At 43.7% G+C, this 21,721-nt stretch carries 21 protein-coding genes and 1 tRNA gene; 5 read left to right on the top strand and 17 right to left on the bottom strand.

The window, feature by feature from the left end; translation table 11 throughout:
• Nucleotides 1-20: 20 nt before the first annotated feature.
• The 4 genes from R3D86_04455 to R3D86_04470 all read right to left on the bottom strand — a co-directional run bounded on the left by R3D86_04455 (nucleotide 21) and on the right by R3D86_04470 (nucleotide 4,509).
• Nucleotides 21-1,478 carry a capsule assembly Wzi family protein gene (locus R3D86_04455; protein ID MEZ5757452.1) on the bottom strand — a complete coding sequence of 486 codons (1,458 nt, stop codon included), beginning with the start codon at nucleotides 1,476-1,478 and terminating at the stop codon, nucleotides 21-23.
• Between the two features lie 103 nt (nucleotides 1,479-1,581).
• Nucleotides 1,582-3,459, bottom strand: a complete 1,878-nt coding sequence (gene cysN / locus R3D86_04460; GenBank protein MEZ5757453.1) for a sulfate adenylyltransferase subunit CysN — start codon at nucleotides 3,457-3,459, stop codon at nucleotides 1,582-1,584.
• Complete coding sequence (gene cysD / locus R3D86_04465; GenBank protein ID MEZ5757454.1) at nucleotides 3,459-4,358, bottom strand: sulfate adenylyltransferase subunit CysD; 900 nt, start codon at nucleotides 4,356-4,358, stop codon at nucleotides 3,459-3,461. Before cysD ends, cysN begins: the two co-directional genes overlap by 1 nt.
• A gap of 76 nt (nucleotides 4,359-4,434) precedes the next feature.
• Nucleotides 4,435-4,509, bottom strand: a tRNA-Val gene (locus tag R3D86_04470).
• Between the two features lie 134 nt (nucleotides 4,510-4,643).
• On the opposite strand from R3D86_04470, the gene R3D86_04475 reads away from it, so the two are divergent.
• Together R3D86_04475 and R3D86_04480 are read left to right on the top strand one after the other, a co-directional pair.
• Complete coding sequence (locus R3D86_04475) at nucleotides 4,644-5,249, top strand: DUF4136 domain-containing protein (GenBank protein ID MEZ5757455.1); 606 nt, start codon at nucleotides 4,644-4,646, stop codon at nucleotides 5,247-5,249.
• Between the two features lie 20 nt (nucleotides 5,250-5,269).
• On the top strand, nucleotides 5,270-5,905 hold the full coding sequence (locus R3D86_04480; GenBank protein ID MEZ5757456.1) for a nitroreductase: 636 nt from the start codon (nucleotides 5,270-5,272) through the stop codon (nucleotides 5,903-5,905).
• On the opposite strand, the gene R3D86_04485 is transcribed toward R3D86_04480, so the two are convergent.
• The 7 genes from R3D86_04485 to R3D86_04515 form a co-directional block, all read right to left on the bottom strand.
• On the bottom strand, nucleotides 5,902-6,357 hold the full coding sequence (locus R3D86_04485; protein ID MEZ5757457.1) for a PAS domain-containing protein: 456 nt from the start codon (nucleotides 6,355-6,357) through the stop codon (nucleotides 5,902-5,904). The two genes, R3D86_04480 and R3D86_04485, sit on opposite strands and share 4 nt — an antisense overlap.
• Nucleotides 6,358-6,434: 77 nt before the next feature.
• Nucleotides 6,435-8,024: a peptide chain release factor 3 gene (locus R3D86_04490; protein MEZ5757458.1), complete on the bottom strand. Its 1,590-nt coding sequence runs from the start codon at nucleotides 8,022-8,024 to the stop codon at nucleotides 6,435-6,437.
• Nucleotides 8,025-8,107: 83 nt separating this feature from the next.
• Nucleotides 8,108-8,485: an SEL1-like repeat protein gene (locus R3D86_04495; protein MEZ5757459.1), complete on the bottom strand. Its 378-nt coding sequence runs from the start codon at nucleotides 8,483-8,485 to the stop codon at nucleotides 8,108-8,110.
• Between the two features lie 426 nt (nucleotides 8,486-8,911).
• The gene (locus R3D86_04500) at nucleotides 8,912-9,643 is read right to left on the bottom strand and encodes a DUF3047 domain-containing protein (GenBank protein ID MEZ5757460.1); all 732 of its coding nucleotides are present in this window, start codon (nucleotides 9,641-9,643) and stop codon (nucleotides 8,912-8,914) included.
• A gap of 1 nt (nucleotide 9,644) precedes the next feature.
• Entirely contained in the window at nucleotides 9,645-12,308 is a 2,664-nt protein-coding gene (ppdK, locus tag R3D86_04505; protein ID MEZ5757461.1) for a pyruvate, phosphate dikinase, read from the bottom strand.
• 6 nt (nucleotides 12,309-12,314) lie between these two features.
• Nucleotides 12,315-14,351 carry a glycine--tRNA ligase subunit beta gene (gene glyS / locus R3D86_04510; protein ID MEZ5757462.1) on the bottom strand — a complete coding sequence of 679 codons (2,037 nt, stop codon included), beginning with the start codon at nucleotides 14,349-14,351 and terminating at the stop codon, nucleotides 12,315-12,317.
• Nucleotides 14,352-15,233 (bottom strand): glycine--tRNA ligase subunit alpha, encoded by an 882-nt coding sequence (locus R3D86_04515; protein ID MEZ5757463.1) that lies wholly within the window; start codon nucleotides 15,231-15,233, stop codon nucleotides 14,352-14,354.
• A gap of 199 nt (nucleotides 15,234-15,432) precedes the next feature.
• Here R3D86_04515 and R3D86_04520 point away from each other — a divergent pair, with 199 nt between their 5' ends.
• Nucleotides 15,433-16,455 carry a polysaccharide deacetylase family protein gene (locus R3D86_04520; GenBank protein ID MEZ5757464.1) on the top strand — a complete coding sequence of 341 codons (1,023 nt, stop codon included), beginning with the start codon at nucleotides 15,433-15,435 and terminating at the stop codon, nucleotides 16,453-16,455.
• Between the two features lie 7 nt (nucleotides 16,456-16,462).
• On the opposite strand, the gene R3D86_04525 is transcribed toward R3D86_04520, so the two are convergent.
• From R3D86_04525 to R3D86_04535, 3 genes are read right to left on the bottom strand one after another with little or no spacing between them, the layout of a single operon-like run.
• On the bottom strand, nucleotides 16,463-17,317 hold the full coding sequence (locus R3D86_04525; GenBank protein MEZ5757465.1) for a S49 family peptidase: 855 nt from the start codon (nucleotides 17,315-17,317) through the stop codon (nucleotides 16,463-16,465).
• Nucleotides 17,318-17,329: 12 nt separating this feature from the next.
• Nucleotides 17,330-18,076, bottom strand: coding sequence for a methyltransferase (locus R3D86_04530; protein ID MEZ5757466.1), 747 nt, complete (start codon nucleotides 18,074-18,076; stop codon nucleotides 17,330-17,332).
• Entirely contained in the window at nucleotides 18,073-18,300 is a 228-nt protein-coding gene (locus tag R3D86_04535; protein ID MEZ5757467.1) for a DUF2007 domain-containing protein, read from the bottom strand. Before R3D86_04535 ends, R3D86_04530 begins: the two co-directional genes overlap by 4 nt.
• Nucleotides 18,301-18,421: 121 nt before the next feature.
• Here R3D86_04535 and R3D86_04540 point away from each other — a divergent pair, with 121 nt between their 5' ends.
• Nucleotides 18,422-19,444, top strand: a complete 1,023-nt coding sequence (locus R3D86_04540; GenBank protein MEZ5757468.1) for a polyprenyl synthetase family protein — start codon at nucleotides 18,422-18,424, stop codon at nucleotides 19,442-19,444.
• A 3-nt stretch (nucleotides 19,445-19,447) separates the two neighbouring features.
• Nucleotides 19,448-20,326 (top strand): MBL fold metallo-hydrolase, encoded by an 879-nt coding sequence (locus R3D86_04545; GenBank protein MEZ5757469.1) that lies wholly within the window; start codon nucleotides 19,448-19,450, stop codon nucleotides 20,324-20,326.
• 49 nt (nucleotides 20,327-20,375) lie between these two features.
• On the opposite strand, the gene R3D86_04550 is transcribed toward R3D86_04545, so the two are convergent.
• The 3 genes from R3D86_04550 to R3D86_04560 all read right to left on the bottom strand — a co-directional run bounded on the left by R3D86_04550 (nucleotide 20,376) and on the right by R3D86_04560 (nucleotide 21,701).
• On the bottom strand, nucleotides 20,376-20,882 hold the full coding sequence (locus R3D86_04550) for a hypothetical protein (GenBank protein MEZ5757470.1): 507 nt from the start codon (nucleotides 20,880-20,882) through the stop codon (nucleotides 20,376-20,378).
• Nucleotides 20,879-21,382: a hypothetical protein gene (locus tag R3D86_04555; GenBank protein ID MEZ5757471.1), complete on the bottom strand. Its 504-nt coding sequence runs from the start codon at nucleotides 21,380-21,382 to the stop codon at nucleotides 20,879-20,881. The genes R3D86_04550 and R3D86_04555 overlap by 4 nt, the downstream gene beginning before the upstream one ends.
• A 67-nt stretch (nucleotides 21,383-21,449) precedes the next feature.
• Nucleotides 21,450-21,701, bottom strand: a complete 252-nt coding sequence (locus R3D86_04560; GenBank protein ID MEZ5757472.1) for a F0F1 ATP synthase subunit C — start codon at nucleotides 21,699-21,701, stop codon at nucleotides 21,450-21,452.
• Nucleotides 21,702-21,721: the final 20 nt, after the last annotated feature.

The raw sequence follows: 21,721 nt of genomic DNA on the forward strand, positions 1-21,721 counted from the left end.
ATCTACCATTCTTTAATCTTTTATAAATTTACTCTCCAAATTATCCCGCCGGTAACATTTGGAAGAACACCCTGCGTTAAAGTAAAAATCTCAGACTGAATATTTAAGTTAGCCTCTATTATACCAATCCCAATTTTCTTGGACGCTTTTAATTCAAAGTCACTATATTTTTGCCGGCCGAAACTTAATTGACTTCTTGTTGTATTATCCCAGTTTAATGAGCCGGTTCTTAAAATAATACTATACATATCACCTTCAGCGCGAGAATAACTTATCATTAAGCTAGCCAGCCTACTATCGGTATCCAAACTATGCCCAAGGCTTCTGCCGTCATATCGATGGCCCGTTCCATATATAGAATGATTATACATAGTGCCAGGATATCGCTTCCCAAAAAACCACGCCTGAACATCACCTGAGTCACTTAATTCCGCGTTTATAGATAAACTGTCACCATTTTCTCCAATCGGCATGGTTAATGTACCACCAACCAGCCTTGAATATTGAAATGGTAAAATTACGTTCTGGTCTTCTGCTGTTCCTTCAGCATATATCTTTAGACTTTTATCACCAAAATTCGTAGAATAAGAAAGATCAATGCTCGCCAGTTGGTTTCCAGGTTCGTTCCTCGTTCCTGTATTATCCAGATCTCCTACAGCAATGAGGGCTTTTGTCCATGTACTAAATCCGCAGGGACGATCCAGTCCACAGAGCTGCATAGTCCTTGAAAGCCCCACTTCAAAATTCTTTATCGGTTCAAAACCAAGGCGCATTCCTGCCATTAATGCATCCGGTATTACCCGGTCATCCCCCATGTTGGCAACAAACATATCCCAGGTCCATGGCCCCATCCAGCTGAGCCATTTTGTTTTAAAGGCTTTTGGATTATTTCGCCGAAGCCCCACTGACATCATCGGCCTGGCATTTGAGCTTAATAATAATGTATTTTCCTGTCCCGGTCCCCACCAACGGTCAATAGCTCCAGCATAAAGTGACCAATTTCCCAAATGGGTGGCAATATAAGAATTATCAAAATTAACATGATGGTTGGATACATTATCCCTGTAATTCACAGTTACGTTGGCTTCAATTTTTTCTTCTGTAAAACCAGCTGAAACAGAAAAATCAGCATCTGATATTGGCGTATCACCAAATCCTCTTACGAGGTCAGGTTCATTTGTATATCGTGCAACAATTGACCCACGAAACCCTTTATTGGGTATTTTTCTTTTAACCCGTTCGATAGCACTCATAACATGAGCTGGAAACGAACTTCCTTCAACAATATTAATATTTTCCGTGATCTGTTTCCAACTGATGGGCCAGCTATTTAATGGTCCAGAAATAATATCGTATGATTTAAGTAGTTCTATGTCCCTGCGTAAACTTGCATCATTTGGCGCGGCCCATTGTTGAGCCATTGCAGTAGAATTTAGAGCAATTAATCCAACGAAGAAAATAGCAACATTATTTTTCATAAACATATTATCCGTTATAAATTAATATGTTAATATAGTTAAAACCCTGTTTTGTATAGAGTTAATATGATTGGATTCTAAAACAATCAACTCAATCCCTACTTTAATACCCCAACTTTTTCACAACAATATCTGCGGCCTCGTCTGCTGAAAACTCCACTGTATTGACATGAATCTCAGCGGCATCCGGCTCCTCATATGGGCTATCAATTCCGGTAAAGTTTTTAAGCTCCCCTGCCCGCGCTTTTTTATAAAGCCCTTTTACATCACGCTGCTCACAAACTTCAAGCGGTGTATCAACAAAAATTTCAATAAATTCGCCTGTCCCGACCATTTCACGGACCATTCGCCTCTCTGCCCGAAAAGGCGAAATAAAGGCGGTCAGAACAATCAGCCCCGCATCAACCATCAAATGGGCTACCTCTCCGATCCGGCGGATATTTTCCACCCGGTCCGCGTCTGTAAAGCCGAGGTCCTTGTTAAGGCCGTGCCTGATATTATCCCCATCCAGCAGATAAGTATGTTTACCCATAGCGTGGAGTTTCTTTTCAACCAGATTGGCAATTGTAGATTTTCCTGACCCTGAAAGTCCGGTGAACCAGAGCAGTTTAGGGCTTTGGTGTTTTTGTTTTGCCCGGCTTTCCTTACCCACATCGACCGCCTGCCAGTGTACGTTGCTGGCCCGGCGAAGTCCAAACTTGATCATGCCGCAGCCAATTGTCGCATTGGTAAATTTGTCAATTATGATAAAACTGCCCAGAGTTTTATTGTCTACATACGCTTCAAAGACGATTTTCTGACCAAGCTTGATATTAACAAGGCCCACTTCATTCAGTGCCAGAGTTTTTGCGCTTTCTTGTTCAAGTGAATTGACATTAACCCTGTGCCGCAAATCTGTGATTACACCGTCCAGAGTTCTGTTATTGGTTTTAATCAGATAAGGCCGCCCGGGCAGCATTTCATCTTCGTGCATCCATATTATATATGCCTGAATCTGATCTGTTATTTCTGGCCTATTGCTTGATTGCGAGATAACATCTCCCCGTGAAATATCAAGTTCACGATCCAGGCAGATGGTTACTGCTTCTCCGAACTCGGCATTTCTCACATTACCATCGGCAGATATGATAGAGTTTACATAGGCCGTTTTTGCACCTGGGAGCACCACAATCTCATCACCTTCGGCAATAGAGCCTGAAGCAATAGTGCCGCTAAAGCCCCTGAAATCAAGGTTCGGACGATTAACCCATTGCACCGGAAGACAAAATGGTTTTTCAGCTTCTTTTGCATCAATCTGCACGCTTTCCAGTTGATCCATTAAACTGGGACCTTGGAACCATGGTGTATTTTCCGAAATGTTTAAAATATTATCCCCTTTAAGGGCAGATAACGGTATGGAAACGATTTCTTCAAAACCAAGACCTTTCGCAAATAGTCTATATTCTTCACCAATTTTTTTGAAAACTTCCTGATCAAAACTCATCAGATCCATTTTATTAATGGCCAGGACCACATGCTTAATCCCAAGAAGACTGACAATGAAACTGTGGCGTTTTGTCTGGGTCAGTATACCTTTACGGGCATCAATCATAATTATAGCAAGGTCGGCTGTTGAGGCGCCCGTTGCCATATTTCGGGTATATTGTTCATGGCCCGGAGTATCGGCAACAATGAACTTTCGCTTGTCTGTCGTGAAAAAGCGGTAAGCAACATCAATCGTAATCCCCTGCTCCCGCTCTGCCGCCAGCCCGTCTACCAGTAAAGCAAAGTCAATATCCTGACCTTGTGTTCCTTGCTTTTTGCTGTCCTTTTCAAGAGCGGCAAGCTGATCTTCAAAAATGAGTTTGCTGTCATATAAAAGGCGCCCGATCAGGGTTGATTTACCGTCATCAACTGAACCGCAGGTAATAAAGCGTAAGTAAGATTTTTGCTCCTGCTCATTGAGATAATCCGAAATATCCGTAATAGAAAGACTGGTCATTAAAAATACCCTTCTTTCTTTTTTTGCTCCATGGAGGCATCCGCATCCTTATCAATAACACGCCCTTCACGTTCCGATGTATGGGCAAGCAGCATTTCTCGAATAATCGCTTCCAGAGTATCGGCTTCGCTCTCTATTGCCCCCGTAAGAGGATAACACCCAAGGGTACGAAATCGTACTTTGCGGTGCGAAACCTCTTCGCCTTCATTTATGGGCATGCGGTCATCATCAACCATAATGAGCTGCCCGTCACGCATGACAACTGGCCTTTCGGCGGCATAATATAGCGGAACGATGCTGATATTTTCCTGATGGATATATTGCCAGATATCCAGCTCGGTCCAGTTTGATAAGGGAAAAACGCGTATGCTTTCCCCCTTATTGATGCGGCAATTATATATATTCCAAAGCTCGGGGCGCTGATTTTTCGGGTCCCACCGATGTCCTTCGGAACGAAATGAAAAAATCCGCTCCTTGGCGCGTGATTTTTCCTCGTCCCGACGGGCACCACCAAAAGCAGCGTCAAAACCATATTTATCTAGCGCCTGTTTTAAGGCCACAGTCTTCATAATATCCGTATGGGTAGCAGAACCGTGACTGAATGGGCCTATGCCTTGCTTAACCCCATCCTGATTAATATGAACGATAAGTTCCAGATCATGTTCCCTTACCATCCTGTCACGAAAGGTAATCATATCCTTAAATTTCCAGGTGGTATCCACATGCATTACAGGAAACGGTAATTTTCCAGGAGCAAAAGCCTTAAGTGCCAGATGAAGCATTACCGCACTGTCTTTTCCGACACTATAAAGCATGACTGGCGATTGGGCCGTAGCCACAACTTCCCGCATTATATGAATGCTTTCGGCTTCCAAACGCTTAAGATGACTTAATGACATTTAAATATTCTCTCAATATTTCAGAACTCTAATCCATAAGGCCAAATATTGTAAGAAGTATTTTTAATCTATTTGATGGTGGGCGGTACTAGGTTCGAACTAGTGACCCCTACGATGTCAACGTAGTGCTCTACCACTGAGCTAACCGCCCTGATGGGTGTGGAAAGGGTTTTATACCCAATTTACATAAAGAAGCAAGTCCAAAGATCGACATTTTGCCTTATTTTAATCGTAGAACATTTATCAGGAGTTTGATACTCTATATTAAATTAAAGGATGGATATCATGATTAAGAATCTAAAAACCACAATCATTCTTGCCAGTACCCTGCTTCTTTGCGCCTGCTCATCCGGCATAAAAAATAATGTGACCCGTTTTCATCATCTGCCACCCGTGACCGGACAAACCATTGAAGTGATATCCATTGACCCCACCTTGCAGCAAAGCATTGAATTTCGCGCATATGCACAGTTGATCGGAAGTAAACTGGGAAATGTGGGTTTCCACCCGCCTGAAAATGGCGCCAGCCAGTATATTGCCGAGATTGGCTATGGTATCGGCCCCATCGGCAATACTGTAATTGACAATGATAATTCAGGTGTGTCCTTTGGCATGGGAGTGGGAAGCGGCGGCCGCCGAAGCAGCACTTCATTGGGGCTTGGTATTTCAACTTCATTCGGTTCATCTGAACCGGTTGTCCCTTATGTAAGCCGTCTGACCATGAATATTATTGATCTGAGTACCGGACAGCGGTTATATGAAGGCCATGTCGAAAGCATTAACAAAAATCCAAATTTAGCGCAGATAATGCCTTATATGGTTGATGCTCTTTTTCAGAATTTTCCAGGTGAAAGCGGAAAAACAGAAACCATTAAAATCAATACCAACTAAGAATATATTTTGAGAAATTTATGATCTCCACTAAAAAAATACCGGATACCTGTGACCGGCTTCCGGCAAGCCATCCTTCCGAAGAAACACTTGATCTGCTGATGCTGCGACGCTCTTTAACTGTCAAGGATATGACTGATCCTGGCCCTAGTGAGGAGCAACTTAATCAGATCCTTACCATTGGTGCGAGAGTTCCCGATCATAAAAAACAGGCCCCCTGGCGGTTTTTGACCTTTGAAGGTGAGGCAAGGTCAAAAATTGGCAAAATTTTGCGACAGATATTTGAAAAAAATAATCCCGGTACAGACCCTGATCTTCTTACATTCGAAGAAATGCGTTTTCTAAGGGCCCCTCTTATCATTGCCGTCATTTCAAAAGCAACACCGGAAAATCCTAAAGTGCCGGAATGGGAGCAAATTCTGTCTGCCGGGGCCGTTTGCCAAAATATTCTGCTGGCCGCCAATGCCATGGGATATGCCGGACAATGGCTGTCGGAATGGTATGCCTATGATCCAGAAATTTTAAAAATTCTCAAGCTATCGAAAGAAGAACGAATTGCAGGGTTTATCTATATCGGCAGCACCGATAAGGAACCAACTGAACGGAGCCGCCCGGAACTACATACAATTGTTGAAAAATGGATCCCGGAAAATTAGTAGAAATGGTGTGATACAAGAAGCTTATCAACATTTTCACCATCTTCAGACAATGGCAGGACAATAAATGATGTGCTGATATAATTTTTATTTATATTGGCTAGATTTTTGATGCCATAATATGGCTTTTTATGTTGCACGCTCCATAAAAGTCTCTTTACAGCCTGACTATGCTGCTCATAATCATTCATTATTTTTCCTGTAAGCTCACCATAATATTTAACGCAGGCCGTACCGATCAGTCGAAAGGAAAAGGTTTCTTTTTCCTTATCAAAATCAAGTAACATCAAAGTCGGCAGATTTTTTTTAAGATCTTCCACTTTTATTTCGGAACGTTTCGGCATTAATCTACCCCGTTTCAAATTTTGCCAGTACTTAAAAAGCTCAAATTGATAGGGAGCCGTGAAATCACTCTCGTAAAAATCAAACAATATTTTGATTTCATCATCCATTTTAAATAAGTCCGGCTTATATATTAGAAGATGCTATTATAACCATGGGTTCAATGGATTTACAACAAAGAAGATTTTTATATAAGTTGTTCTTTTGTCTTTAAAAATCTTAAATCAGGATTATCCTCAATGGCTTTATCCAGGCGCCACGCGTTACGAGCAAGAAAAACCGGGGAACCATTATGATCTTCTGCCATATTTGCCTTGTTGCTATCGATAAATTTTTTAAGCTTGAACGGGTCGTCACTTTCAACCCATCGGGCAGTATAAAGCGATGTCGTTTCAAACCGGCAGGGAACATCATATTCAGTACGGATGCGGTCAGCCATCACTTCAAACTGAAGAATACCTACCACACCAACATACCATTCTGACCCGATTACAGGTTTAAAAACCCTTGCCGCACCTTCTTCTGCCAGTTGATAAAGGGCACGTGCCAGATGCTTTGCTTTCATTGGATCTTCAGCACGCACTGTCTGAATATGCTCTGGTGCAAAGCTTGGAATGCCGGTAAATTTTAAATTCTCACCTTCGGTTAGGCTGTCGCCGATCCGTAAATTTCCGTGGTTCGGTATTCCGATGATGTCACCGGGCCATGCCTCTTCTGCAAGCTCCCTGTCCTGGGCGAGGAATAAAACCGGGTTATGAAGGTTCATGGTCTTGCCATCGCGCACATGTTTGAGCTTCATTCCCCGTTTGAATTTACCGGAAACAAGTCTGAAAAATGCAATGCGGTCACGATGCTTCGGGTCCATGTTGGCTTGAATTTTGAAAACAAATCCACTGACTTTTGGCTCATGCGCATCCACTGTGCGCAAATCCGTTGTATAGTTACCTGGCATTGGCGCATAATCAGTCAATCCATTCAGAAGTTCCTTAACACCAAATGTATTAATAGCAGAGCCAAAATAAACTGGGGTCAACGTCCCTTCTAAATAAGCCTTCTGATCAAATGCAGGGCATAATTCTCTGACCATTTCAATATCATCACGCAGTTTTGATACGAGGTTTTCAGGTAAAAGCTGATCAAGTTTCGGATCGTTAATCCCCTGACAGACCACACCGGCATCCGGAATGTCTCCCTTGCTTCTTTCAATCAGGATCAGGCGATCATTGATCAGATCATAACACCCTTTAAAATCACGGCCCATGCCGATGGGCCAGGTTGCCGGTGCGACATCAAGTGCCAGCTTATCGGCCAAATCATCCAGAAGCTCAAAAGGGTTTAATGCCTCACGGTCCATTTTATTAAAGAAAGAAATAACCGGCATATCGCGCAGCCGGCAAACTTCAAATAATTTTTTTGTCTGACCTTCAACGCCCTTTGCTGAATCAAGCACCATGACGGCACTGTCTACCGCCGTGAGCACCCGGTACGTATCTTCCGAAAAATCTTCGTGGCCCGGTGTATCGAGCAAATTGAACATCCTCTTTTCATATTCAAACGACATTACGGATGAGGCAACCGAAATTCCCCTCTCCTGCTCAACTTTCATCCAGTCGGAACGGGCCCGGCGCCGGTCACCACGCGCTTTTACCTCACCTGCCATTTGAATTGCGCCACCAAATAACAGCAGTTTTTCTGTCAATGTGGTTTTTCCGGCATCCGGGTGGGCGATAATCGCAAAAGTTCTGCGGCGGTTTACTTCTTTGTCCAGGGACGACATGGGTATTCTCAAAATTAAAAAAGCTCTTAAACTCGCCGGAATTTAAGAGCTTCGCCGATCAAAGTACAGCTTTATTTTTGAAATTAGTCCATCCCAAACTCGCTAAGCGCCTGCGCCGCGTCCTCACGTCCGTTTTTTAAGGCTTCCATAAGCCATATCTTGGCTCTCTGAAGATTTTTATCAGTACCTTCGCCATATGCATAAAGAAGTCCGGTTACCAGCTGCGCATCTCTGAAACCGATTTTGGCAAGTGGTGTACAAATCGCAAAGGCCACTTCAAATTCAGAACGGGAGAAAGCTTCAAGACAACGATCCTGCTTTCTTTCGAAATATTCAAAATCAACAATTTTCTGATCATCAATGTTGGGGATCATATCGTGTGTGGATGCATTGGCCAGCGATCCAACAGTCATTAACAAACCCACTGATAAAATACTGTTTCTGATTATTGATTTTAACATTAAATGCACCCCTTTTACAAAATCCATACTTGTTTACTTTTTATTAACGAACTGCTGCATTTATTAGCAATTCCCATGCCATAAACAAATTATTATTACTTATCAATAAGTTAACAATTTAACTTTTCAATCAGTGCAGTAATTTAGTCAGTAATTGTAAGGATTTCTTACAGCCACAATTCACTTGTCCTGATTTGGGATTCAATTAAAATAATTGGATAAAAATCTTTTTGACATGCTTGAATGATGACATAAGATTGCAGTAGAATGATATATATTCCATAAGGGGATTAAGATGAGCAAATTCCACAGAAACAAGAAAAAACACACAAACCCCAGTGACAACAGAACACTTTTAGTGCTGGTTATTGCGGTTATTCTGCTGGTCGCGATATTGGCCACTCTTTAAATTCTGGAAAATAAATTTTATTGAACCACTTTCGCATTGGCCCGGATATCAGAAAAATAAGCAACGGTCTGCCCGCCTGTTGCATCCGTATCACAGAATAAGCCGATATCTGTCAGCCTGACACCGGTTGAAGGCCCCCATAAATGTTCATAAAGAGCGACCAGATCAACATTTTCATGAAACCACCTGCCAATATTTTCATCACCACCGTTTGCCACATAATGGGGGAAGGATGACCCTTTTATATATTTCCAGTCGCCCCGCTTTACCTCACGATTGCCCCAGATAATTTCCATGCGATGTTTTTCACCGTTTGGTGCTTCAAAACTTAAAAAAAGTCTTGCCGGCTGGTCATCCCCTTCCTCGGTAAGTTCACTGATGTCACTATTGATCCCTTTTTCAACCATCCAGTCCCAACCTAGTTCAGGATACTGATCCAGATTGAAATCAACATATCGAAAAAGCATGGAAGCACTATTATCCGTGGCCAGTCTGATTGATGGATGGCCGTCCTTGGTTACAAAGGAAATATCCATAGGGGAGACAAACCAGAAAGTTCTGTGATACCAGCCTTCGGCAAGCGGTTTTAGCGAAACTGGATTGCTGAAATCCATTATTGATACGGAAGGTGAGCCATCCGGAGTGAGTATATTACTCCGTTCCTGCTGACCACAACCTGAAAACATCAATAGTGGAAATAAAAGAAACAGAAATTTTCTGATTTTCATCCATTTCCACAAGCTTCTCATATCATCCCTGCTTTAATGCGGCCTGTGCTGCGGCCAATCTTGCTATAGGAACACGGTAAGGCGAACAGGATACATAGTCAAGACCAGTATTATGGCAGAATTCAACCGATGCCGGATCACCGCCATGTTCACCGCAGATGCCGACTTTAAGATCCGCCCTTGTGGCTCGACCACGTTCAACGCCGATTTTCACCAACTCTCCAACCCCTTCCTGGTCAAGACTGACGAAAGGATCCTGATCATAAATATCCGCTTTTAGATAATCATCAAGGAAATGACCACTGTCATCCCGGCTGATACCAAATGTGGTCTGGGTCAGGTCATTTGTACCAAAGCTGAAGAAGTCCGCAACATTGGCAATATCCCCGGCGCGTAGGGCAGCACGAGGTAGCTCAATCATAGTCCCAACAAGATATTCAAGCTTCTCCCCGGACTGTGCAATTATATCGTCAGCGGTTTTACAAATCAGCTTGCGGAGGATTTCAAGTTCCTTGCGGGTTCCAACAAGTGGCACCATAATTTCCGGAATTACGGCTTCGCCAAGAGTTTTGGAAACTTCAATCGCCGCCTCAATAATAGCCCGCGCCTGCATTTCATAAATTTCAGGGAAGGATATACCAAGACGGCACCCCCGGTGTCCAAGCATTGGATTAAATTCATGAAGCTCTTCCGCGCGACGTTTAAGGAAACTGATGTCAACATTCATGGCTTCCGCAACATTTCGGAAATCTTCATCTTCGTGAGGAAGGAATTCATGAAGCGGCGGGTCAAGAAGACGTACGGTTACCGGAAGCCCTTTCATAATTGTAAAGAGCTCAATAAAGTCCTGCTTTTGTACAGGCAGAAGTTTTTCGAGAGCGGAACGGCGCCCTTCTTCGCTGTTTGACATAATCATTTGACGCACATTCACAATACGGTCAGCGTCAAAGAACATATGCTCGGTCCGGCAAAGGCCGATTCCTTCTGCGCCGAATTCACGCGCAGCTGTGGCATCAAGCGGTGTCTCCGCATTGGTGCGGACTTTTAATTTACGTTTGCCGTCCGCCCAACCCATAAGCTCGGCAAAATGACCCCCCAGTTGTGGTTTTATTGTTGCAACTTCACCGGCCATTACTTCGCCATTACCGCCATCGATTGTGATAATGTCATGTCGATTAATAGTCCGGCCGTTTACAGTAATGGTCCCTTCAGCCATATCAATATAAAGGGCACCAGCGCCCGACACGCAGGGGCGACCCATGCCACGGGCAACCACAGCCGCATGTGACGTCATGCCACCACGGCTTGTCAGAATACCTTTTGCCGCGTGCATTCCGTGAATGTCTTCCGGGCTTGTTTCAATACGAACCAGAATGACATCTTTTCCTTCTTTAGCCAGTTTTTCCGCCTCATCGGCACTAAAGACCACGATACCGCTGGCCGCACCGGGTGATGCCGGCAGACCTTTGGTCAGAACATCACGGTGGGCTTTCGGGTCCAGCGTCGGATGAAGCAGCTGATCAAGTGCTGCAGGGTCCACCCGCATCAAGGCTTCTTCCTTGGTGATAATATTGTCATGAACCATTTCAACAGCGATTTTCAGTGCAGCAGGTGCTGTTCTCTTACCGCTTCTGGTTTGCAGTATCCATAATTTACCCTGCTGAACGGTAAATTCAATATCCTGCATATCCCGGTAATGGGATTCCAGCTTTTGAAAGACATCAGCAAGGTCATTATAAACAGTTTCCATGCTTTCTTCCATAGATGGCATATCCGAGCCTGCCGCAATACGGCTATCTTTGGTCAGGTTTTGTGGTGTTCTGATCCCGGCAACGACATCTTCGCCTTGCGCATTGATCAGATATTCACCGTAATAGGCATTTTCACCCGTTGATGGATCACGGGTAAAGGCAACCCCGGTTGCACAATCATCGCCCATATTACCAAAAACCATTGACTGGACGTTAACAGCTGTCCCCCAGGTATGTGGAATATTATGAAGGCGACGATATACCATTGCCCGTTCAATCATCCATGACCCGAACACGGCATCTATGGCACCCCAAAGCTGTTCATTCACATCCTGCGGGAATGGGCGGCCCAGTTCCTGTTCCGCTTTTTTCTTAAATGCCTGTGCCAGCTCTTTCCAGTCTGCTGCCCCTAGCTCTGTATCAAGAATATAACCGTTTTCTTCTTTATGAATTTCAAGTAGTTCTTCAAACAGATAATGTTCAACACCCAGAACCACATCTGAATACATCTGAATGAACCGGCGGTAACTGTCATAGGCAAATCGCTCATCACCGCTTTTGCGGGCCAGCGCCTCAACCGTTTTATCATTAAGACCAAGGTTAAGAACCGTATCCATCATACCCGGCATTGAAACACGCGCGCCGGAGCGGACAGACACAAGAAGCGGGTTTTCCTCATCACCAAATTTGGCCCCAACAGTGTTTTCAATTGCTGCAATTGACGCCTTTACCTGTTCAACCAGATCATCTGGATAATTTTTGTCATTTTCATAAAATGCTGTACAAACTTCGGTGGTGATTGTGAACCCTGGGGGAACCGGAAGGCCAAGATTTGACATTTCCGCCAGATTAGCCCCTTTCCCGCCGAGCAAATTCTTCATGGACGCCTCGCCCTCAGCCGATCCATCACCGAAATTATAAACCCATTTTGCCATAATTACTTAACCTTCTATTTTAGAAAAATCGACGACCAAATTCATGGTTGTCCTGATTTGTGATAATAATTTTAATCTATTTTCGCGTATTTTATCGTTATTGCTATTTACTGTTACTTTTTCAAAGAAATTATCAATTGGTCCACGCAGTGTGGATAATTGTGACATGGCTTCCTCGAACTCTTCATCTTCATTAGCTGCCACCGCTTTATTTTCAGCATCTGACAAAGCATTAAATAAGGCTATTTCCTCTGACATTTCTAGCAATGATTGGTTAACAATTCCCTGATAATTCACGTTATCTTTCTTTTCCTCTGCGACAAGGATATTTACCGCTCTTTTATACCCGGCCAGGAGATTTTCACCGTCATCGGTTAACACAAAACTTTGCAAGGCTTTTGCCTTGTTCATCAACTTTACAAAATCCCAACAGAATTCAGCACCGATAATATCATGCCGGATGCCCCCATCCCTGGAGTAGACCTTAAGTCGGTCCCAAAAGAAATTCATAAGATCTTCCTGATCATAGTCAAATCCATAGGTTTCCGCTGATTTTGAAATTAAATCATCCAGCCCAATCCGTAATTTATTCTCGATAACCAGACGGATAATACCAAGGGACGCACGGCGAAGTGCAAACGGATCTTTCGACCCAGTCGGTTTTTCATCAATTGCAAAAAAGCCTACCAAAGTATCTATCTTCTCAGCCAAAGCAACCGCCATACTAACCGGCGCTGAAGGGCACATATCAGACGGTCCTTTCGGCGAATAATGCTCAGCAATGGCATTGGCAATGTCTTTATCCAGTCCTTCATGCAGGGCAAAATATTTTCCCATTAGTCCCTGAAGTTCCGGACATTCACCAACCATACCGGTCACAAGATCCGATTTAGACAGTTTTGCCGCCAATTTTGTCTTGTCCTGATCAGCACCAATGAGGCCCGCTATAAACCCTGAAAGTTTTTCAAGCCTTTCAACACGTTTGCCGACAGTACCCAGTTTCGCATGGAAAATAATGTCATCCAGCGCCGGCAGATGATCAGCCAATTTTGTTTTTAAATCCTGATCCCAGAAAAATTTTGTGTCACTAAGCCGGGCGCGCAGGACACGTTCATTCCCATCAATAATTTTTGCACCACTATCAGAGGTTATCATGTTTGACACAAAGATAAATTTATTGGCCAGATTGCCCGTTTTATCTTTAAGTGAGAAATATTTCTGATGGGTACGCATGGCTGATGTTAATGCTTCCGGCGGCACATCAAGAAATTCTTTATCAAAGCTTCCCAGCATGGCAACAGGATATTCCGCAAGCCCTGCCACTTCACCCAGAAGACCCTGATCCTCAACTATATCAAGTCCGGATTCTGCTGCAATTTTAGCTGCCTCCTTAGCAACCTTATCCATACGTTCATTGCGGTCTATAAGAACATAGGCATCTTCCAGCTTCTTTTTATAGTCGGCAAATGACGAAACCGTTATTTCATCCGGTGCCATAAAACGATGACCGCGCGTTTTATTATCCGACTGAATGCCATCAACATCAAAATTGATAATGGCCCCGTCAAGAATACAGAGAATACTGTGCATGGGTCGAACCCAGCGTAAATTTCCAGACCCCCAGCGCTGTGATTTCGGCCACGGAAAGTTTTTAATTATATCCGGCAGGAATTCCGCAATGACATCTGCCGCAGGGCGACCTTTCTGATTGATAACGGCATATAAAAATGATCCCTTTTTATCCTGTTTCTCAATCAGTTCTTCACGACTGATCCCGGCACCGCGCAGAAAACCTTCAATTGCCTGCTCCGGCGCATCGGCCCTTGGGCCACGACGTTCTTCGGAAACATCCGGCTGTTCGGTTGCGAGACCATTAATATGAAGTGTCAGCCTTCTTGCAGTTACATAAGAAGTAGCATTACCATAAGCCAGCGTTGCATCATCCAATTTTGAGGTAACAAGAGCGGTCAGGTCAGCAGCAGCCCTTTCCTGCATTCGGGCGGGAATTTCTTCCGAGAAAATTTCAAGTAAAAATTCAGCCATTTATGCCTCCTCACCCAATGAAACCAGATAAGCTTCACAGCAAGCCTTGGCGAGGGCACGAACCCGGCCGATATAGGCCTGACGCTCAGTAACACTGATAACACCGCGGGCATCAAGCAGGTTAAAACAATGGGATGCTTTTATGCATTGATCATAAGCAGGCAGTGGATAATTCCCCTGTTTCAGGATTGACCGGCATTCTGTTTCTGCATCACTGAAATGACGGAATAATGCATCCGTATTGGCCAACTCAAAATTATAGGCCGAAAATTCCTGTTCGTTCTGTAAAAATACATCACCATATTTTACGCCATCATTGTTCCAGCGAAGGTCATATACGTTATCAATACCCTGAATATACATAGCCAGCCTTTCCAGGCCGTATGTCAGTTCACCCATAACCGGTTTACAGTCAAAACCGCCAACCTGCTGAAAATAGGTAAACTGGCTTACCTCCATTCCATCACACCATACTTCCCAGCCAAGACCCCAGGCCCCAAGGGTTGGACTTTCCCAGTCATCCTCAACAAAACGGATATCATGCTGACTACTGTCAATGCCGAGCACTTCAAGACTTTTAAGATAAAGTTCCTGAATATTATCAGGAGATGGTTTTAAGACTGTTTGGAACTGGTAATAATGCTGCATACGGTTTGGATTTTCGCCGTAGCGGCCATCTGTTGGTCGACGACAGGGTTGAACGTAAGCTGCTTTCCATGGCTTGGATCCAAGTGACCTGAGCGTCGTTGCCGGATGAAATGTACCGGCACCGACTTCCATATCATAGGGCTGCAAGATGACACAGCCTTGATCCGCCCAAAAGTGCTGCAATTTCAAAATAAGATTTTGAAAACAAGTATCGTCCAAATTATCACCACTCATAAGGCAGGATCTTCCTAATTTAAATGAAGAAAAACACGCTGAAAACTACCTATCCGGATGGCCTAGGTCAAGGCTTGAAATTATAATTCACATAAACTAAAGTGGAGGTTAGTTCCAAGGGTATATATATCTCTGAACTTAAATAAAAAAAACCATTATTTTCAAATAATTAATAAGAATCAGCATGGAATAGCCATCAGTGAAAGACACCATAAAAAAAACCATTCTGATGGTTGCGAAATATATCGGCCTTTTCCATCTGGCCAAATTATCCTACAGAAATAGAATCCGTATTCTTTGTTATCATGGTTTCAGCCTGAAAAATGAGGAGAAATTTGTCCCCGGATTATTTATTAAACCGGACATTTTTGATGAGCGTATGCGCTTTCTCAAAGACAAAGGCTATAATGTCATTTCACTTGAAGAAGCTTTTCAGGCAACAAAATCGGGAAATATAGAGGATAATTCAGTTGTTATTACCATTGATGACGGATTTTATAGCACCTATGCACTTGGTCTGCCCGTTTTAAAAAAATATGGGTTTCCGTCTACACTTTACCTAACGTCTTATTATTTTGACAAGGATTGCCCCATCTTCACTCTTGGGGTCAATTATATGTTCTGGAATAGTGAGCTTGATGAATTTGATCTTTCCCAACTGGGGATCGAGGGGTTGGGAACTGTGAAAGCGGGAACAGAAGAATGCGAAAAAGCCCGCCTGAAAATTACGGCAACCGGACAGGCCTATGAGCGAAACGAAGACAGGGTAAACCTACTCACCAAGCTTGGAAAAGCAACCGGTCAGGATTTTGATGTCCTTAATAAAAGCAGGATTTTAAATCTCATCAACCAGGCTGAGCTTAAGGAGTGTGTGGAAGGAAAAATGGATATTGAAATTCATACTCACCGCCATACATTTCCCACAGACCCAATCCTAGCCGCCAAAGAAATTGAGAAAAACAAGGAACAAATTAATCCCCTGCTTGAAAAACCAATGAGCCATTTTTGCTACCCCAGTGGTGTCTGGTCAAAGGAACATTGGCATATTCTTGATGAGTTGGGGATTAAAACGTCAACCACATGCGATAATGGCCTAATCACACCGGAAACACCATATCATGCCTGGAGCCGTTTTCTGGACAGCGCGCGCATTTCACAAATCGAATATGAATCCGAGCTTTCAGGCTTTACTGAATTATTAAGAAAGTTGCGTGGAAAATAACGGCTCTTTACAAGCCAAATCGGCCCCATTCGCTTCTTGTTTCAAGCGTTTTAATCACATCATCAGCGATTGACACATTTGGACTTCTCATTCCCAGAAGACCTTTAAAGAAGCTTTTTTCCTCTTTAATGCGTTTAAATTTAACATCATCGCCAAGTTTTTCTTTCATTACGGAGCGCATATCCCCGACACCGTCAATCAGCCCGAGTTTAGTGGCTTCCTCGCCATTCCAGACCTGACCGGAGAAAATAGTCTTCTGCAAGCCTTTCAGCCTGTCTCCGCGGGCATCCTTGACAAAATCCTTAAAGAAATCATGAACTTCCTTCAGAAGACTTTTCATCATTTTAACGTCTTTTTCCACTTCCGGCTTAAAGGGATCAAGCAGGGATTTGCTCTCCCCGGCTGTGTAAACGCGACGTTCAATCCCAAGTTTCTCAATTGCTGCCGGATAGCCAAATCCTGCATTAATGACCCCAATGCTACCGACTATTGAGGCCTGATGTGCATAAATCTCCTCACCAGCCAGCGCAAGCATATAACCGCCGGATGCGGCCACATCTTCGGCGAAAGCATAAACGGGGATATCTTTCTCCTTTGAAAGCTCACGAATACGTTTAACGATCAGTTCAGATTGAACAGGTGATCCGCCCGGGGAATTTATAGTCAGGGCAATCGCCTTTACATTATAAACTTCAAATGCTTCAGTAATTTTATCTTCCAGATTAGCCAGATTGATGGCGTTGCTAAAACGGCCGCTTGAGCCGATCACCCCTTCAAGCGGCAATACGGCAACAACCGGCGCCGGATTGGCCAGTGCATCAATGGGAAGCTTTGAAATGAGGTTACGGAATGTTTTTTTCATAAAATTTCTTCTTTATTCTGTAATATCCAAATACCGGGCATGTCGTAAAATATTTTCTGCCTGATCCGTGTAATGTCCATCAGATTTATGCACGATCAGTCCTGATTTCAAGGATAAAAGTCCATTTGCATCTTTTTGGGCACGAATAATAACCCTGTTGGCATCTTTGCCTGCTTTTGAATAAAGCGGATAAATGATGATGGACCCTGCCTTTTGGCTTAAAGCACAAATAATATCGTCAAGCCGGTCCGCCCTGTGGACGAGTGTGATAAAGCCTTTTGGCCGGACCATACGCAAGCATCTTTCGACCCAAAGCCTTAAATCAGAAATTCCATCGCCTTGTGCGACAGCTTTGGTTTTATAAGGTGAGGCTTTTACCTTACCCTTTTCATAATAAGGCGGATTGCTGACAACATGATGATAACTGTTCGGCTCACATCCCGGTACGTCATCGAATATATCGCCTTTATAATATTTTATGGTTCCCCCTGAATTCTCCATGGCCAATGTTATCAGGTCATCCTGAATTTCAATTCCGTGCATGGTAACTTCGCTGGCATTTTCGCCTAGACGTGCTGAAAGACATGAGAGGATTGCACCGGTGCCAGCACCCACATCAAGAATTTTGTCACCTGCTTTTAGGCTGATCGTTGCAGCAAGAAAGACGCTGTCACTGGTAATTCTGTATCCTTTTGCAGGTTGGCTTAATGAAATGCGCCCTCCCAGAAAGTCATCTTTTGTTATTTTCCCGTCAGTCATTGCACGAGTTCCACATCATCCTGCAGATGATTTTCACGAATCAATCTTATGGCTCTTTCAAATTTACTTTCCTCAACCATCACCCGTGTCGACATACCTGCAAAACTACCTCCAAACAGACTTGCAACACCGCCCAGAACAACAAATTCAATATTTTCTGCCTCCAAAATCGCAGAAATGCGGGAAAGTAACACAGGATTGGAAGTAAATAACAAATCTTTCAATAAAATTGCCCTTTTTTATGTGGTTTCTCGTTTGTCTGCTTGCCATAATGTACCCATATGACTATTTTGCAGTATATTCAGTTCTAGCGTAAATTTAAAATCCGCAACAGGGAAAAGAAAAGTGGGCCTTGTAATAAATTTTGAAGAAGAAAAAAAAGATAAAGGTGCGACCGCACTCGCAACACTGGTTGATCTTGTAAGTGATGATCTTGAAAAAGTTAATCAGACAATTCTGCTCAAAATGCAGAGCCCAGTTGCCCTTATCCCTCAGCTTGCCGGGCATCTGATTGCTTCAGGCGGCAAAAGACTGCGTCCTCTTCTGACACTCGCCGCCAGTCGGCTATGTGGTTATGAAGGTGACCGTCATATCCATCTGGCCACCTGTGTTGAGTTTATTCATTCTGCAACCCTTCTTCATGATGATGTGGTCGATAAAAGTGATCTTAGGCGCGGTGAAAATACCGCCAATGCCATCTGGGGAAATAAAGCCAGCGTTCTGGTTGGCGATTTTTTATTCAGCCGTTCATTCGAACTGATGGTTGAGGACGGATCACTAGAGGTTTTACGCATTCTTTCAAGTGCCTCTTCCGTTATTGCTGAAGGTGAAGTGCTGCAGCTGGTCACAGCCAATGATACGGACACGACCGAGCACGCTTATATGGAAGTTATTTGTGCAAAGACAGCAGCCTTATTTGCAGCGGCCTGTGAAATCGGCGGCGTTATTGCTGCCCGCCCTAAATCAGAATGCGAAGCACTGATGAGTTACGGCCAAAATCTTGGCATTATTTTCCAGCTTATTGATGATGTGCTGGATTATTCGGCAGAGCAGAAAACGCTGGGCAAATCTGTCGGTGATGATTTCCAGGAAGGAAAAATAACATTACCAATTGTTCTTGCCTTCAGACGCGGTACTGACGAAGAGCGCCAGTTCTGGAGAAGAACGATGGAAGATCTTGAGCAGGAAGCAGGCGATCTGGAACATGCTATCAAGCTTATGAATAAGCATAATGCCCTTTCTGACACTATTGAACGTGCGCGTCATTATGGATCCATTGCCCGTGATGCATTGGCAATCTTCCCGGATAATGAGTATAGAAAAGCCCTGATCGGGATCGTCGATTTCTGCATCAACAGAGCTTATTAATATATGCAGGATTTCTCACCTCCATATGGGGTAATAGAGAATATAAGCCCGCTTATTAGACGCATCACTGCCAACAACCCCGCCCCCTATACATTTAAAGGTACCGGTACATATATTATCGGCCATAAAAATGTGGCTGTCATAGATCCCGGTCCCGATATGACTGACCATATTGAGGCTATCATTTCTTCCCTTAAAGGCGAGCAGATCAGCCACATTCTGGTAACCCACAATCACACCGACCACTCACCGGGAGCAAGACCCCTTGCAGAACGTTGCGGAGCAAAAATATATGGGTTTGATATAAGTGGACAGCAATATTCAATGAGCAAAAGTGCAGAAGGGCTCGATAAAAAATTCAAACCTGACATACTTATAAAAGATGGCGATATTTTGAAAGGGGACAACTGGACGCTTGAGGCACTTCACACACCAGGACATCTTTCCAATCATCTTTGTTTTGCGCTATTGGAGGAGAAAGCCCTATTCAGCGGCGATCATGTCATGGGTTGGTCAACAACTATTATTTCACCGCCGGATGGCAATATGACCAAATATTTGATAAGTCTCGAAAAATTACTGATGCGGGATGATAATATTTATTACCCAACCCATGGATGGCCCATTGATGATCCCAAAAAATTTGTGAAACAGGTTTATGCCCACAGGTTAAGACGGGATAATGAAATTTGCCGTTTTCTTGAACAGGGCGACAAATCAATGGATCAAATTGTAAGGATGATCTACCCGGCGATTGATAAGAGCCTCTATCTGGCGGCATCAAGGACTATATTTGCCCATTTGATCCGATTGGTTGAATTGGGAAAAGTCGGCAGCGACAGCCCACCGACAGAAAATTCCATTTACAGCCTTAAAAAATAAAAAGCCCCGTCAATTATGACAGGGCTTTAAAACTTTTTATCGCCATAGATTAATGGAATTTAGCATCCAGTTTATCCGTGCCGGATTTGATCAGATTATCATGATCGGCTTTTTTCATGTTTTCGCCAATCAGGTCACGGGCCGCTTCGGTCGCAATGTTAACGGTTAACGATCTGATCTCTTTTAGTGCGGCGGCTTCAGCCAAAGCAATTTTCTGCTCGGCCAACTCGCTGCGCCGCTTGGTCAGCTCGGCCATTTGCGCTTTGCTTTCTGAAACCATCAGCTTCACTTCCGCTTCTGCATTTTCCATCATCTCAACAGCCTGTTTTTCAGCATCATGCAGATCACGTTCATATTTTGAAAGAAGCGCCTCGGCATCAGCCTGAAGTTTTCTTGCATTTTCAAGCTGATTTTCAATTTCCCGCGATCTGTCATCAAGCATTTTGGCAAAAACAGCCGGAATTTTTTTCCAGATGATAAGAATGAAGAAAGTTGTGATCGCTATTGAAACCCAGCTTTCAGGATTGGCAAAGAAGCTTACATGTTCTTCCATCATGCGTCTCCCTTCATGGCAGCATCGGTTTTTGCTTTAACAACTTTTTCAATTGATTTTTTATCCAGATTTAATCCTGAAATTTGCGATACAATTTCTGAACAGACATCGGTTGCAACGTCACGGACGTCTCTCAAAGCCTTGCTTTTTGCTTCATCAATGCGTTTTTGTGCTTCATCAATTTTTGCATTCAACTCTTCAGAGAGCTTTTGCAAAGCAGCCTCGGTATCAGCCTTAATCTCATCCCTCTTGCTCAGCACAATCGATGCCGCATTATTACGGGCATCTGCCTGTGCTTTTTCAAAGGCGATGCGGGCTTCCTCAGCTTTTGCCTGAAGCTGTTCCGCAGCTGTTAAATCATCAGCAATTCTATCCTGACGTTTTTTAAGCACATCTGCAATTTTTGGTGCCGCTTTACGGGCAATAAAAATATAGAGTGCTGCAAAAACAACGATTAACCAGAAAATCTGGGGCAGAAATACCGCTGGATCTAATTGTGGCATGGGTTCCTCCTTGATCCTGACGGATCAGGCCTGTTCATTAATAATCTAATTTTAAAGTTCAGACTTATTATACGAACAGGATAATGAAGGCGATAACCAGACCGAAAAGGCCAGTCGCTTCAGCAAGAGCGAAACCAAGCATCGCCTGACCGAAAACCGGACCGGCAGCAGATGGGTTGCGGATTGCTGCAGAAACATAGTTACCGAAGATCACACCAATACCAACACCAGCACCGATAAGCGCTGTACAGGCAAGACCGGCACCAATATAACGAGCAGCTTGGATGTCAGCATTTGCTGCGAGGGTTGCGATTTCCATTTCCATTTTATTTTCCTTTA

This window comes from Emcibacteraceae bacterium (assembly GCA_041396985.1).
Classification (GTDB): domain Bacteria; phylum Pseudomonadota; class Alphaproteobacteria; order Sphingomonadales; family Emcibacteraceae; genus Pseudemcibacter.